This is a genomic window from Sphingomonas sediminicola, assembly GCF_049991885.1.
Taxonomy (GTDB): domain Bacteria; phylum Pseudomonadota; class Alphaproteobacteria; order Sphingomonadales; family Sphingomonadaceae; genus Sphingomicrobium; species Sphingomicrobium sediminicola.
Window position 1 is genome coordinate 2,100,607 of record NZ_CP178916.1, and the last position, 13,885, is coordinate 2,114,491.

The 13,885-nt window shown below is 63.2% G+C and carries 13 protein-coding genes and 1 tRNA gene; 7 read left to right on the top strand and 7 right to left on the bottom strand.

Annotation, left to right across the window (positions count from 1 at the left end):
• Nucleotides 1-36 precede the first annotated feature (36 nt).
• Both prsR and prsK read right to left on the bottom strand, forming a co-directional pair.
• A complete protein-coding gene (gene prsR / locus ACMC5O_RS10935) occupies nucleotides 37-1,401 on the bottom strand; it encodes a PEP-CTERM-box response regulator transcription factor (RefSeq protein ID WP_187708766.1) in 1,365 nt (454 codons plus the stop codon).
• A complete protein-coding gene (gene prsK, locus ACMC5O_RS10940; protein ID WP_187708765.1) occupies nucleotides 1,398-3,455 on the bottom strand; it encodes an XrtA/PEP-CTERM system histidine kinase PrsK in 2,058 nt (685 codons plus the stop codon). Before prsK ends, prsR begins: the two co-directional genes overlap by 4 nt.
• 89 nt (nucleotides 3,456-3,544) lie before the next feature.
• Here prsK and ACMC5O_RS10945 point away from each other — a divergent pair, with 89 nt between their 5' ends.
• Nucleotides 3,545-4,486, top strand: coding sequence for an aldo/keto reductase (locus tag ACMC5O_RS10945; protein WP_187708764.1), 942 nt, complete (start codon nucleotides 3,545-3,547; stop codon nucleotides 4,484-4,486).
• Here ACMC5O_RS10945 and ACMC5O_RS10950 read toward each other — a convergent pair.
• The 3 genes from ACMC5O_RS10950 to ACMC5O_RS10960 are packed head-to-tail and all read right to left on the bottom strand — an operon-like array spanning nucleotide 4,483 to nucleotide 7,212.
• Nucleotides 4,483-5,799: an amidohydrolase gene (locus tag ACMC5O_RS10950; protein ID WP_187708763.1), complete on the bottom strand. Its 1,317-nt coding sequence runs from the start codon at nucleotides 5,797-5,799 to the stop codon at nucleotides 4,483-4,485. The two genes, ACMC5O_RS10945 and ACMC5O_RS10950, sit on opposite strands and share 4 nt — an antisense overlap.
• Nucleotides 5,799-6,434, bottom strand: coding sequence for a DUF4893 domain-containing protein (locus ACMC5O_RS10955; protein WP_246444664.1), 636 nt, complete (start codon nucleotides 6,432-6,434; stop codon nucleotides 5,799-5,801). Before ACMC5O_RS10955 ends, ACMC5O_RS10950 begins: the two co-directional genes overlap by 1 nt.
• 10 nt (nucleotides 6,435-6,444) lie before the next feature.
• Entirely contained in the window at nucleotides 6,445-7,212 is a 768-nt protein-coding gene (locus ACMC5O_RS10960; RefSeq protein ID WP_426692848.1) for a 3-hydroxybutyrate dehydrogenase, read from the bottom strand.
• A 95-nt stretch (nucleotides 7,213-7,307) separates the two neighbouring features.
• Between ACMC5O_RS10960 and ypfJ the strand changes: the two genes are divergently transcribed.
• Nucleotides 7,308-8,204 carry a KPN_02809 family neutral zinc metallopeptidase gene (ypfJ, locus tag ACMC5O_RS10965; RefSeq protein WP_426692849.1) on the top strand — a complete coding sequence of 299 codons (897 nt, stop codon included), beginning with the start codon at nucleotides 7,308-7,310 and terminating at the stop codon, nucleotides 8,202-8,204.
• Here ypfJ and ACMC5O_RS10970 read toward each other — a convergent pair.
• Both ACMC5O_RS10970 and ACMC5O_RS10975 read right to left on the bottom strand, forming a co-directional pair.
• Nucleotides 8,201-9,187: an NADP-dependent oxidoreductase gene (locus ACMC5O_RS10970; protein WP_187709802.1), complete on the bottom strand. Its 987-nt coding sequence runs from the start codon at nucleotides 9,185-9,187 to the stop codon at nucleotides 8,201-8,203. The genes ypfJ and ACMC5O_RS10970 overlap by 4 nt on opposite strands.
• Before the next feature lie 114 nt (nucleotides 9,188-9,301).
• The gene (locus ACMC5O_RS10975) at nucleotides 9,302-10,114 is read right to left on the bottom strand and encodes a DUF2171 domain-containing protein (RefSeq protein WP_187708761.1); all 813 of its coding nucleotides are present in this window, start codon (nucleotides 10,112-10,114) and stop codon (nucleotides 9,302-9,304) included.
• A gap of 177 nt (nucleotides 10,115-10,291) precedes the next feature.
• On the opposite strand from ACMC5O_RS10975, the gene ACMC5O_RS10980 reads away from it, so the two are divergent.
• From ACMC5O_RS10980 to ACMC5O_RS11000, 5 genes are all read left to right on the top strand, one after another.
• Nucleotides 10,292-10,367, top strand: a tRNA-Ala gene (locus tag ACMC5O_RS10980).
• Nucleotides 10,368-10,755: 388 nt separating this feature from the next.
• On the top strand, nucleotides 10,756-11,304 hold the full coding sequence (locus ACMC5O_RS10985) for a hypothetical protein (RefSeq protein WP_426692850.1): 549 nt from the start codon (nucleotides 10,756-10,758) through the stop codon (nucleotides 11,302-11,304).
• A 260-nt stretch (nucleotides 11,305-11,564) separates the two neighbouring features.
• The gene (locus ACMC5O_RS10990) at nucleotides 11,565-12,017 is read left to right on the top strand and encodes a hypothetical protein (protein WP_187708760.1); all 453 of its coding nucleotides are present in this window, start codon (nucleotides 11,565-11,567) and stop codon (nucleotides 12,015-12,017) included.
• Nucleotides 12,018-12,104: 87 nt separating this feature from the next.
• The gene (locus tag ACMC5O_RS10995; protein WP_246444273.1) at nucleotides 12,105-12,539 is read left to right on the top strand and encodes a PAS domain-containing protein; all 435 of its coding nucleotides are present in this window, start codon (nucleotides 12,105-12,107) and stop codon (nucleotides 12,537-12,539) included.
• 820 nt (nucleotides 12,540-13,359) lie between these two features.
• Nucleotides 13,360-13,884: a hypothetical protein gene (locus tag ACMC5O_RS11000; RefSeq protein WP_187708758.1), complete on the top strand. Its 525-nt coding sequence runs from the start codon at nucleotides 13,360-13,362 to the stop codon at nucleotides 13,882-13,884.
• Nucleotide 13,885: the final 1 nt, after the last annotated feature.

The following is a 13,885-nucleotide window of genomic DNA, read 5'->3' on the forward strand; positions in this document are numbered from 1 at the left end:
CGCCTCGCCAGCAAGACCCGTTGGTCGAAGAAATGCCTACGCTTGCAGTTGGTACTGCTTGAGCAGGTCGTAGAGCGTCGGTCGGCTGATCCCGAGTAGCTTGGCGGCACCCGAGATGTTGTTCTCGGTCCGGCTCAGGGCCTGGCGGATCGCCTTGCGGTCGGCAGTCTCGCGGGCCGCGCGGAGGTTCAACGCACTCTCGGCCTCCTCCGCGTTCACGCTTCCCGGCAAGTCGAGGTCGTCGGCGCTCACCGACTTACCGTCGGCCATGATCACCGCGCGCTTGATCCGGTTTTCGAGCTCGCGGACGTTGCCCGGCCAGCCATAGGCGTCGACTGCCGCAACAGCGTCGGCGGAAAGCGACTGAACCTTGGTGTTCAGCTCCTTGCCGAAGCGATTCACGAAATGACGAGCGAGCAGGACCGCGTCGCCGGGCCGCTCGCTAAGCGACGGGATCTTCACCACGATCTCGGCGAGGCGATAATAGAGGTCCTCGCGGAAGCGGCCGTCCGCAGTCATCGCGTCCAAGTCCTGGTGTGTTGCGCAGACGATCCGCGTGTCGACGGCGATCGGCTGGCGTCCGCCGATGCGCTCGATCACGCGCTCCTGGAGAAAGCGGAGCAGCTTGACCTGAAGTGCGAGCGGGATGTCGCCGACTTCGTCGAGGAAGAGCGTCCCGCCCTCGGCCATTTCGATCTTGCCGACGTTCGATTTGACCGCACCGGTGAACGCTCCGCGCTCGTATCCGAATAGCTCGGCCTCAAGCAGCGTCTCAGGAATGGCGGCGCAGTTGATGGCGATGAACTCGCCCTTTCGTCCGCTCTTCTCGTGGACCGCGCGGGCCAGCAATTCCTTGCCGGTACCCGACGCGCCAAGCAGCATCACCGACACGTCTGCGGTGGCGACACGCTCAATCGTCTTGCCAACCTTCAGCATCTCGGGCGCCGAGCTGATGATCGAGCCGAGCACCTGCCCGCCGCCGGCCTGTTCGAGCCGCCGGTTCTCGGCCTCGATGTCGGCAACGTGGAAGGCGCGCGCCACAATCAGGCCTAGCTCGTCGATATCGACCGGCTTGCGGTAGAAATCATAGGCGCCGAGCCCGATCGCCTTCAACATGCTTTCGCGCGCGCCGTGACCCGACGCGACGATCACCTTCGTATCCGGCTTCAGCTTCAGGATCTGCGAAAGGGTCTCGAAGCCTTCGCTCGTCCCGTCCGGATCAGGCGGCAGCCCCAGGTCGAGCGTGACGACAGCAGGCTCGTGAAGCCGCAGCGCCTCGATCGCCGCTTCGCGATTGCCTGCGAGCACGACCTCATAGCCTTCGTAGGCCCATTTGAGCTGGCGTTGCAGGCCTTCGTCGTCTTCGACGATCAGGAGCACGGGGAGTTTCTGGTCGGTCATGCGCGTTTCCGTTGCGGTTGAGCAGCCTCGTCGGCCGCTGGAAGGAAGATGGAGAATTCACTGCCCGCGCCCGGCGTGCTGTCGACGACCAGGCGGCCGCCCATCGCAACGATCAGCGAGCGGGCCTCGAACGAGCCGATGCCGAAGCCGCCGGGCTTGGTGGACGCGAACGGCTGGAACAGGCGATTGCGGACGAAGTCGCCGTCCATACCGGTTCCATGATCGGCGATGGTGATGCGGACTTCGTCGCCGACGGGGGCAACGCGGACGGTGATCGGCGCATCGGACGAACTCGCCTCCACGGCGTTCTGGATCAGGTGCCCGACCGCCTGCTCGAGCCCCATCGCGTCGACGACCGCCCAGAGGGTGGTGTCGCCAAGCAGCTTCACTTCGTGGTCCCGCCGCTTCGCGGCGATCGCATCGGAAAGGATGGTGCGAAGCGGCTGCGGCTCTGCCCGCTGGGCGCGGGCCTGTGCCTGCGGCGAAAGCCTCGCCAGCAGGTCGTTCATCTTGCCGACCGAGCTGCGCAGGGTCGCGACCATGTCGGCGCGGAACTCGGGATTGTCGGCGTGGCGCTCCGCGTTGCGCGACAGCAGGGACAGCTGGCTCACCAAATTCTTGATGTCGTGCAGGATGAAGGCGAAGCGCCGGTTGAATTCCTCGAACCTCTGGGCGTTCGACAGGGCCTCCTGACCATATGCTTCGGCAAGCGAGCTTGCCGCCTGACGTCCGGCGGTGCGCAGGAGGTCGAAATCTTCCCAGTCGAGGACGCGGCGATAGTCCGGCGCGGCGAGCAGGATCAGGCCGAAGAGCCGCTCGCCATGGATCAGCGGAACGCCCACCCACGCACGTCGCTCGTCGAGCATCCATTGCGGTGGGAGCATTGCGCAATCCTCAGGCCGCGCAATCCCGCTGCGGAGAGCATCGAACTCTACGATCCGGCCATTCGACTCCAGCGCCGACCAGAACGTCAGAACGCGATCCAGCTCCGTGGATGGGGGATTCTTGCCCGACCAGTTCCACGACGAAGCAGCCGTGATCGCGCCTGCCGGATCCCTCGCCAGAAGGATCCCGCCCGGCGCGTCGAGGATGTCCGCGAACGCCTTGACCACGCGCTCACCGAGCGGGGCCGCGTCCGAACCGGTCGTTCCGACTGTCTCGGTGAAACGCAGCCACTCGGTTCGGTAGTCGTAGCGGTGCTCGAACAAATGCTTGGAGATTTTGACCTTGGCCCAGCTGCGCGCCTTGGCGCTCGGCAACAGGGCCATGGCCGCGACCGTCATCACAGCGAGTAGCCCGACAAGGCCGCCGCGCGCCCATTCGACGCTCGTGCCCCGAAGTGCCGTGGCGAGTATCGCCATGACGGCGAAGTAAGCGCAGATCGCCAACAGGGAGAGAGACTGGAACGTTGCCGCGCGAGACAGGCGGATGCGCCAGCCCTCCTCGCGCCTGGCGGCCATCGCGAACATCGGCGCGGTCGCAGCGACGATCGCCCCGCGCCATTCGAGAAGGTCGGGCGCCAGCCGGCTGTCCAGGTAAGAGATCGTGTAGAGGTTGAGGTCGTAACTCCACGTCAGCGAAAGCGCGAGCATGGCCAGCCGGATGTTCGACCGGCTCGCGGGTGACGCCTGCCCGTAAAGGTTGTGGACCAGCACCAACGAACCGGCGGCCGCGGTGATTCGGAGCAGGGTCGCCGTGTCACGGACCGAGTCGGTCGGGATGAAGTAGCGCAAGCTCGTCACGACCATCTGGAAGCCGAGCACCGCCGCTACGGCTGCGTAGACCAGCCGAACCCCATGCTGGCGCTCGTCGCTGCTCGAGGACAGGCTGTGGATCAGGCCGATCCAGATGAGGTTCCGAGCCGTCTCCGCGTAACTGGTCAGCGGGTCGCTGGGGAGTATGGCGTTAAGCCAGGCCCAGCAGGCGGTGACCGCGAATCCGGCGAGCAGCAGGCGCTGGTCCTGCTGCCGGATCGCGCCCAGACGCCAGATCAGCAGGCCGAGGAAGGCCGCCGCGCACAGGGCGTGGCTCCAGAAGGCGATCAGGGCCTGCACCGACACACACCTGTCAATTCCACCGACATGCGAAGGGGTGTCGCTAGATTTTACAAATATCTGGTGAACGGATGCGCTAAGGCGCCTCTATGACGGTGGAAAAGCGCTCGCTTGGACAAAGCGGAATCTCGGTCGCGCCGCTGGCGCTCGGTGGCAATGTCTTCGGCTGGACGGCGGACGAGCCGACCAGCTTCGATATCCTGGACGCGTTCGTCGACGCCGGCGGCAACATGGTCGACAGCGCGGACGTCTATTCGGCCTGGGTTCCCGGCAACAAGGGAGGCGAGAGCGAGACCGTCATCGGCAACTGGCTGAGGCGCGATCCGGCCAAGCGCGACAAGATCGTCCTCGCGACGAAGGTGGGTTTCTTCGAGGGGCTGGCCCCGGAGAAGATCGCCGCGGCCTGCGATGCTTCGCTCCAGCGGCTCGGGATCGACACGATCGATCTCTACTATCACCACAAGGACGATCCGAACGTCCCGCTCGCCGACAGCCTCGGAGCGATGGATGCGCTGGTGAAGGCCGGCAAGATCCGCTCCATCGGCATGTCGCAATATTCGCCGGAGCGGCTCGACGAGGCGATGCGGGCAGCGACCGCCGATAGCCTCACTAAGCCCAGCGTCCTGCAGACCTGGTACAACCTCGTTGAGCGAGAGGAGCTGGAAGGCGCGCTTCGTGATACGGCGCTGGCGCACGGGCTCGGGATCATTCCCTTTTACGGGCTCGCCAATGGCTTCCTCACCGGCAAGTACCGGAGCAAGGACGACCTCGACAAAAGTCCGCGCGGACTTCGCAATGTCGAATATCTCGAAGGCCGGGGAATGCGCGTGCTCGCGGCGCTTGACCGGATCGCGGCCGAGACCGGGGCGGCGCTTGCGTCGATCACCCTCGCATGGACAATCGCGCAGCCCGGAATCACGGCGGCGCTCGCCAGCGCGACCAGCGTGGACCAGCTGAAGGAACTGACGGCGGCGATGAGCCTGGCGCTCACGCCGGAGCAGATTGCATTGCTCGACGAGGCGAGTCGCTAGCCTTTCTTGAGCACGTCCAGCGACGCCACCGTCATCGCCTCGGTCGCGGTTGAAATGACTGCCTCCGCATCGGGCGCCCAGAAGGGGCTGTGCAAGGACGGGAGCTTGAGCGTGTCGCCGCCCGCTGCATCCCATTTGTCCTTGGGCGTCCCTCCCACCCAGAAGATCAGGCTCTGGACCTCCTTGTCCGCAAGCCAGAAGCGGCTGAAGTCCTCGCCGCCCATCACCGGGGGCGTAAGGCTCGCCCGCTCGGCACCAAAATGCTGCTGGAAGAGATCGAGCGTCTTTTTGGAAAAGTCTTCCGTGTTGAATGTCGCGGGCGTGTACATTTCCTCGCGTATCGTAACGACCGGCATCCGGTCCTCCGGCACGCCCGCCGCTATGGCTTCACCCCTGGCGATCCGCTTGATCCCGTCGAGCAGCAGCTTCCGGACTTCCGGCTTGTAGCTTCGAACGGTCAGCTGGAGCTTGGCCTCATCCGAGATGATGTTGTGCTTGGCTCCCGCCTGAAAGCTGCCAACGGTTACGACGGCCGGATCGAGGGGGTTGTTCTCGCGGCTGACCAGGGTCTGCAGCGCACCCACGATCCGCGAGGCAAGCACGATCGGGTCCTTTGTCGTTTGAGGGTAGGCGCCGTGCCCGCCAAGGCCCCTCACCAAAATGTCGACGCTATCGACGTTGGCAAGCGCATATCCCGGCGTGACTCCGATCGTCCCGGCCGGAAGAGCTGCGGCATCATGGAAGGCGAGCGCGTAATTCGGCTTCGGAAAGCGGGTGTAGAGCCCATCGTCGAGCATCGCTTTCGCGCCCTCGCCGGTCTCCTCGCCCGGCTGGAGAACCATGACGAGCGTGCCCGACCATTGATCCTTCATCGCCGCAAGCCGCCGGGCGGTGCCGATGAACGAGGACATGTGCGTATCGTGGCCGCAGGCGTGCATGACACCGGTCTCGACGCCTGACCGTGCGGTCGCACGAACCTTCGACGCGAACGGAAGGCCCGTCTGCTCAACCACGGGAAGGGCGTCCATGTCGGCGCGGAGCAGCAGCACCGGCCCGGGACCATTCTGCATGACCGAAACCACACCGGTCTTGCCGACCTTCTCGGTCACCTTGAAGCCGAGCTTGCGCATCTCTGCAGCGAGCTTGGCGGGCGTGCGCACCTCCTGCATCGACAGCTCTGGGTTCGCGTGGAGGTCGCGGTAGAGGGTCATCAGCTGCGGCATGTCGGCGCGGATCGCGTCTCGCAGTGCGGCAGCATTGGCGGCGGTCGGTAGGGTCATGGCGGCAATCACCAGTCCGAAGGTCAGCTTCATCAACGCGCTCCCTGGGTCGATGGAAGCAATTCCATCACGTCCATCTGAGATTCGAAATGAGGCCGGGGCATGATCAGCCTCCAGCGGTTCGGTCCGATCCTTTCGACGAACCCTGCCACATCGCGCTGCGTGTCGCGGCCATATTGCATCGACTGCGCCTCGTCGCCGAGGATCAGGGTGCCGAGGAAGACCTGCCGAAGCGCATCGCCCGGAAACAGCTTTCCAACCTGCCGCTGCGATCCTGTCAGCTTCGCGAAGTCCTGAAGCTCGCCATCCTGCTGGATGCGGCACACGAATGCGGGATAGGAGACGTAGTTGAGCAGTCCGGCCTGCCTTGCGCCGACCTTGATCACCCGGCAGCGATAGTCGCCGTTCGGGATCGGTCCACCGCCGAGCGCGGCATCCGGATTAAGCAGGACGCCCTCGCGCTCGACGTCCGCGCCATTCCCGCCCGCCCGGGCGGCCCGCAATGCGTCGACGAAGGCGGTCCGCCATTCGTGCAGCCTCTCGCGGTCCGATTCCGTCGCAACCGAACGCCAGTCGCGTGCAGGTTGAGCGATCACTCCGGGTGTCGTCCGGAACTCCGCACAGCCGGGGAGCAAAGCCAGGGCCGCAACGATGAAAAGGTAGCGCATCAACCGCAGCCTAAGCGGCAGTCCAGCCCCCGTCCATGCTGAGGTTCGCGCCGGTGATCGACTTGGCCTCGTCGCGGCAAAGGAACAGAGCAAGCGCTGCGACCTCCTCGGGCGTCACGAAGCGCTTGGTCGGCTGGGCGGCGAGGAGCACGTCATTCATCACTTGCTCGCGGGTCAGGTTCCGCGCCTTCATCGTGTCCGGAATCTGGTTCTCGACCAGCGTGGTCCAGACGTAGCCCGGCGAGATGCAATTGGCGGTGACGCCGTCGCGCGCCGCTTCAAGGGCGACCGATTTGGTGAAGCCCGCGACGCCATGCTTGGCGGCGACATAGGCAGACTTGTTGGGCGAGGCGACGAGGCTGTGCGCCGACGCCGTATTGATGATCCGGCCCCACTGCTTCGCCTTCATCGAAGGGATCGAAAGCCGCGTCGTGTGGAACACTGCCGACAGGTTGATCGCCAGGATCGCATTCCATTTCTCGGGAGGAAAGCTCTCGACCGGCGAGACGTGCTGGATGCCGGCATTGTTGACGAGGATGTCCGGCGCACCGAGCTCGTCGGTGCATCGCCGCACCATATTCTCAATCTGAGCCGGATCGGACAAATCGGCGCCGTCATGGAGAGCGCCGAGCTCGCTCCTGATCTTCTCGATCTCGGCGGGATCGCCGAAGCCGTTGAGCATGATCCTGGCGCCTTCGGCAGCTAGCGTTCGGGCGATCGCCAGCCCGATGCCCGAGGTTGAACCGGTGACGAGCGCGACTTTGCCTTCGAGAATCATGGCATCTCCTTTGCGGCGCTACTCGCCCCCGTAACGACGATTTGCAACCGGGCCGCCTCTTCGCGCATTTGGCCGGAGCGACAGGGGAGACATTCATGGTTCGGCTAGGCGGCGAAGACCCAAGTTCCAACTTCGAAGACCGCACCGGACAGGGCGGAGGTTTCGGGCTCGGCGGGGGCGGTGGCGGCGGCAATTTGCTCGGCTGCCTGCTCCCAATGGTCATGAGCCGCTTCGGGATCGTCGGCGTCCTCATCCTCCTCGTCGGCTATTGCGCCTTGACTCAGCTCGGCGGCGGCGGAGGGCTGATCCCAAGCAGCCCGACAACGAGCGCACCGAGCGGCGGCAAATCGACGCTCGACCCCAACATGCGCGATTTCCTCACGCGGACGCTCGGCTCGACCGAGGAGACCTGGGGCGAGATCTTCGCCAAGAACGGTGCGAAGTACGTCCCGACGCGGATGGTCGCCTACACCGGCGGAACGCAGACGGCGTGCGGCGCCGGCCAGGCGGCAATGGGCCCGTTCTACTGCCCGAACGACAATACGATCTACATCGATCCGGAATTCTTCAACGAGCTTTCGCAACGGTTCGGAGCCCCTGGCGACTTCGCCGCGACCTACGTGATCGCGCACGAGGTCGGGCACCACGTCCAAAGCCTCGAAGGCACGCTCGACCGGGCTCAGAGTGCACAGCAAAGCGTCGGCCGCACGGAGGGCAACGCGATTCAGGTCGGCGTCGAGCTTCAAGCCGACTGCTACGCCGGTGTGTGGGCGGCAAACGCCCGCGACGCGCAGGGCAACATCCTTGAGCCTGGCGATGTCGAGGAAGGAATGCGCGCGGCCGAGGCGATCGGCGACGACATGCTCCAGAAACAGACGCAGGGCGTCGTCGTGCCTGAAAGCTTCACGCACGGTTCGTCGGCGCAGCGGATGCAGGCGCTACAGACCGGTCTGAAGACCGGCAACCCCGCCGCCTGCAAGTTCAACCGCTAGAGCCGGACCAGCATCTTTCCGAGGTTGTCGCCGCTGAACAGGCCACGGAAGGCGTCCGGCATATTCTCGATGCCGTCGACTACCGTTTCCTGCGACTTGAGCTGGCCCGTCGCGATCAGCTGCCCCATCTCGCGGTAGAATTCGTCCATCCTTGACTGGAAGTCGAAGACGATGAAGCCCTGCATGCGGATGCGCATGGCAATCACCCGCATGATGAAGCGGAAGGCAGCCGGCTCGGCCTTGTTGTACCCTTCGATCATCCCGCAGATCGCGAAGCGCGCCCGCATCCTTGCGAGCGCGAAAGCCGCATCGAGATGGTCACCGCCCACATTGTCGAAGTAGACGTCGATACCCTCCGGAGCCGCAGCGGCCAGCCCTTTCAGGATCGGCTGGGCCTTGTAGTCGACGACCTGGTCGGCACCGAGCGACTGGACGAAATCGCATTTGTCCGCGCCGCCCGCCGAACCGATGACGGTCATGCCCTTCGCCTTTGCGATCTGCACCACAGCCGATCCCACCGCACCGGCCGCTGCCGACACGAAGACGATGTCGCCAGGCTTGGCCGACGCGACTTCGAGGAGGCCGAAATAGGCGGTCGCGCCCGTCACTCCGAGATTCCCGAGGAACGCCTGCGGCTCGGCTCCAAGATCGGGAAGCTTGTTGACCGTGCGCGCGTCCAGCACTGCCTCGTCGCGCCAGCCGCCCATGTGAAGCACGCGATCGCCCGGATAGAAGCCCTCCGCTGTGGATTCGACGACCTCGCCGACCGCTCCGCCTTCCATCGGCTGATCGATCTGGAACGGCGGGACATAGCTTTTCACGTCGTTCATCCGCCCGCGCATATACGGGTCGACCGACAACCACTGGTTGCGGACGCGGACCTGCCCTGCGGCGAGCGGCGGCAAGTCGAGCTCCTTCAGTGCGAAATTTTCGTCCGTCGGCAGCCCCTGCGGACGGCTCATCAGGTGCCAGGCGCGCGCCATCATGTTTCTCCCGTTCCAGTTGAGCCGCGCATAAGCTCCCTCGGGCGCACAAGAAAGGCCCGGCCGCGAGAGGCGACCGGGCCGATCCTCAGCCCCGAAAAGACTGTAGCGTGCTTACCGGTATGTGCCGGAGAAACTGCGGTCGAGCACGTGCGGCCCCGCGCGGCCCTGATCCTCGCGCTCGAACAGCGCCCTGCTGCGGCTTTCGTCGCGCCAGCGCTCCCTGGCCTTTTCGGCGCTACAGTCGAGGATGATCCGGTCTCCTTCGACGCGGTCAAGGTCCGAACAGCTCAGCGAGTGATGGACACCGCCGGATTCCGGATCGCTGCGGGTCAGGATGATCCGGTCGCCGGCAACGCGGTCGACGGTACCGACATGTTTCTCGTCACTCCCGACGACTTCCATGTGCTCGCGGATGCCGCTCAGCATCTGGCGCTTGGACAAACGTTTTTCGCGCCAGCTGCCGAAGTCATTCTCGAACTGCGAAGCCCGCTCACGGCGATATTCGTCATAGTCGCGATCGAGATCCTCCGCCTGCCGGCGCCGCATTTCCCGATAGTGATAATCATCGTCGGCAGGACGATCTCGCGAGCCCGCGAAGCTCGTCGCTCGGTATTCACCGCGTTCCCATGGCCCCTGACGGAAGTGCCTGTCGCCCTCGAACTCGCGATCTTCGCGGAACATCCGGCCGCGTTCGGGCTCGGACCCGTAGCCGCGCCGATAATCGTCGCGGTCGCGATAAGATTCCCGGCGACGCTCCGAATCCTCGTCCCCGAACCAGGAGCGGAACTCGTCGCCCATGCGTCCGAAAAAGCCGCGTTCGTCGCGATCGCGATCGAAGTCGCGCTCGCGGTTCATGCCCTCATCGGAAAATTCGGGCCGGCCCTCTCGCCAGCGCCGTTCGCGTTCGTAACGGTCGTAAGCCATAGCTGCCTCCAAGCTAGGAACAGGCCGGCGGACTGCCGTCTGCTCATCGCGTGAAGAACGATTTGGGGCCATCAGCCGTTCCTGGTTCGGAACTGCCATTCGACAAGTCGAAATCGCCGTGCGGCGGGTCATTGCATGGGGAAAGAGGCGTCGCTATGTGGTCCGCCTGCTTGGAGCGGGGCTGTAGCTCAGATGGGAGAGCGCTGCAATCGCACTGCAGAGGTCAGGGGTTCGATTCCCCTCAGCTCCACCAGCCTCAAGCTAATAAAATCAACACCTTTGCGTGACAGCCCGACGCCTCTACGGGCGCGGAACAGCCGTTTTGGTATCGCAATTTTTGGGGACGTCAGAGCCAGCTGACCTTTAATCAGTAGGCCACCGGTTCAGATCCACAATCACTTGCGGCCAGATTATCTCAAGGAATTCGTCGCTGCGATCGAGTGCTTCTGGGCCGAGGTCGATGCCTTCACCGACGTGCATCGAAGGCTCGCCAGGGGACTTACTAGAGGATCTACGCGAACCTCGAATCTTGGCGCGGCGCGCCTAGCGCCACGCAACACCGACCGGAGAAGAGAAATTGAACGGCGAAGCCGGCCAAAGATGAAAATAGAGGGATTGCGGGCGATGGTCTTGGGACGACAATGAGTGAAGCTGAACTCCTCTACAAGCTCGCGCAGTGGCTTGAGACGCAAGAAGGCGAGCCGACGCTGTTCGATGCGATCGACACTGGCGACGGCGAACTCGTCGCTGCTTTCATATTAAAAGGGTTACGGGCCCGAGCCCATCGAGGCACGAGGATCGACGGCACTCGCAAAGTGTTGCGAGCCTTCGAAGCCTTGTCTCGGATTTGGCAGCTCACAGAATACGAGCAGCTGAAATTGTTGGGAATGAGGGATCGAGAAGAGTTGGATCGGCTCGCGCAATTGCCGCTGGACGAATTGCCCATCGACTTGATCGAACGGATATCTATGCTCGCCAATATCGCACGATCAGTCAGAACGCTTCTTCCTCGTCCCTCCGTCGCAGCAGGCTGGATCAGGAGGCCCAATCGGCATGCCTTTCACGGGTCGAAGCGCGCTCGATTTGATGCTCGAGAGGGATCTCGAGGGAATGCGCGCCGTCCGTTCTTACCTTCTGGCGGAAATCTACGGCCGCTGAGCTCAGTAGCGTCCTTCTTCAGGAATGCGTGACCAGCCGGCCCAGATGAGAATGACTGCAAATCCAGTCGGCATGCAGAGGATTACAGCAAGGGCTGCGGCTATCCCGGTTGCTCGAGCTACGCGCTGAAACTTCCATTTCGGAGATAAGCGCAAGGTCGGAGTAATCAGATGCCGCAATATTCCTCTCACACGTTCCTGATTAACCCACTTGGAGCGTGCCGAACCTGGAAGGCCCGTCAGATTAAATTCTGGCGGGCCTTCATTCGACCCACCTTACGCTGGAATGTCCGTTGCACATCATCAGTAGGAAGGCCGTCGCTGAAAATTCCGCTGACTGGCTGCTGATCGAACTCAAAAATGCCCATCAGCGTGTTCTCTCCGGCCTGGAGAAGCTCGACGAGTTATTGGCGCGGCCCACGCCAGACCTTCAGTCTTATCTCGCGTTGAGGCGCGAGCTGTCGTCGGCGTCGCGAGCGCGCAGTTCGGCCGTTCAAGCTGCGCACGACCATATCATCGAGCACGCGGACCAGGCCGCGGAAGTCGAGCTTTCACGAGCCCTCCATGCAAGGCGGCAAATGATGGGTCTTTCAGCCGATCATCTGAGCACGTGGAGCGGATGGGTGATTGCGGCCAATTGGTCGCGGCATCGTTCGGCGCAACGAGCGCTTCGGTCGCATTGGCTCGACCTGATCGAACTAGAGCAAAACGTTCTCTATCCGATGCTTCAACAGCGCGCGGGCTGACTTGGGAGAGGCCAGCGTACCATCACGTTGTCAGTGACGTTGGGCGCAACTTGCGGTAAATTCGCCGGGGGTTTGTAAATGAGTTCAATGCCGCCTGTGCTCGAGAGTTGGCCGCTTAGCGAGCAATCGCGACACTTCGACCTCGGCCTCGTCCTGAATAGCGCCGTCACCGATATCATCGGGCCTCCAGAGGTTGGCGCACTCGGCATCCATCATTCCGGCTGCTGGGAATGCAATCTCGCCGACAACTCGTTGACCTGGTCCGGCGGCATCTACGACATCTTTGGATTGCCGCGTGGCTCGCCTGTCAGTCGCGATGAAGCGGTCTCTTTCTACAGTGAAGAATCCCGGGCCTCCATGGAGAGACTGCGCAGCTATGCAATTCGCGAAGGGCGCGGGTTCACCATCGATGTCCAGATCAGGCCCGCCGTCGGAGGAACTCGCCGGGTTCGGATCATCGGAGCTCCCATCTGCCAGGACGGAAAGACCGTGCGGCTGCATGGCCTGAAATTGATCATCTGAGGTACCAAGTTCCTTGCCGCCCAGATTCGCGGAGCGATGACTGACGAGCGCGTAAACCAGACTGGGACACATCCAGATTGGAGGAAAGTTTAGGGTAGCACGAACGTTTCAGGACGATCGGTTCTCGAGTTCTATTCTCGGGATCAGGAGAGTCCTCGAATGGCGTACCGTTGGATTCTGCTATGTGCCCCGGCCGTCGCATCGGCCTTCTTTCCCGTCGAGCTCAAGGCTCAATCCCCCGGCGGTCGCATCGGCACGACGTCCAGTGCGAGCATCCGCATAGAAGCCAGCGTGGCCCCGCGCATGGGAATTCGCGCTCCAGCATCGCTTCGAGCCGGCCGGGGCGCTGGTAGCGCGAACTCATTTTGCATTTGGTCCAGTTCAACGCTCCGCCGTTACACAGTCACACTGTCGAGCCTGGCCCATAGCTGGCTCGAACCGGGAGGTGCGGTCGGCAACAGGATAGCTACTCCCGTAATGTCGGACACCTCTTCAATGCGGTTGGCTGAAGGCAAGCCCCTGAGTGCGATCGCGCGGAGTTCGATCCTGGAATGCAACAAGGCAGGGAGCGATGTTAATCTGGCGTTGGACGTCCCCGGAGGTGAGATACCTTCGACGGGTCCGGCATTGCTGATCTTGGCGCCAGAATAAGCAAGCGCCTGGAAAGCTGGGGTTTTAACCCTAAGGCGTAAACTTCGCGCTAAACAGCCTTCGTTGACGGTTCGTTAAGAGGATTCCCGTAAGCCCCGCAATACATCCATTTTGGATGGGACTAGCGGATGAGGAATTAGCCATGCTTTCGTGGCACAAAGTTGGACAAATGGCCGCGGTGGCAGCCCTTGCCGTTTCGATGGCGGGAACTGCGAATGCGGCGACTCAGGGCAGCCTGGGAGCGACTTCGACGGGCTCGGTGTCTATCTCGGCATCGATTGCAAACCGGGTTCGCATTAGCGGACTGAGCGACGTGGCATTCACGAATGCCGATCCAAGCGTCGACGCCTCGAATGCCCAGAACGTCTGCGTCTGGAGCAACACCAGCACAAAGGGATACAGGGTAACGGCCTCGGGTAGCGGAACTGCCGGTGCATTCACGCTGGCCAATGCGTCGCTCAGCGTCCCCTATGCCGTCGAATGGAGCGCGAGCTCTGGACAGTCGACGGGGTCAGCGCTGACGAACGGCGTCGCCTTCACCGGACTGACCTCGACGGCGACCAACGCGAACTGCGCGTCCGGTCCGTCCTCGAGCGCGAGCCTGATCGTCAAGATCCTCAGCTCCGATCTGCAAACCATGCAAGCGTCGACGAGTTACAGCGGTACGCTGACGCTTCTGGTTGCCCCCGAATAGC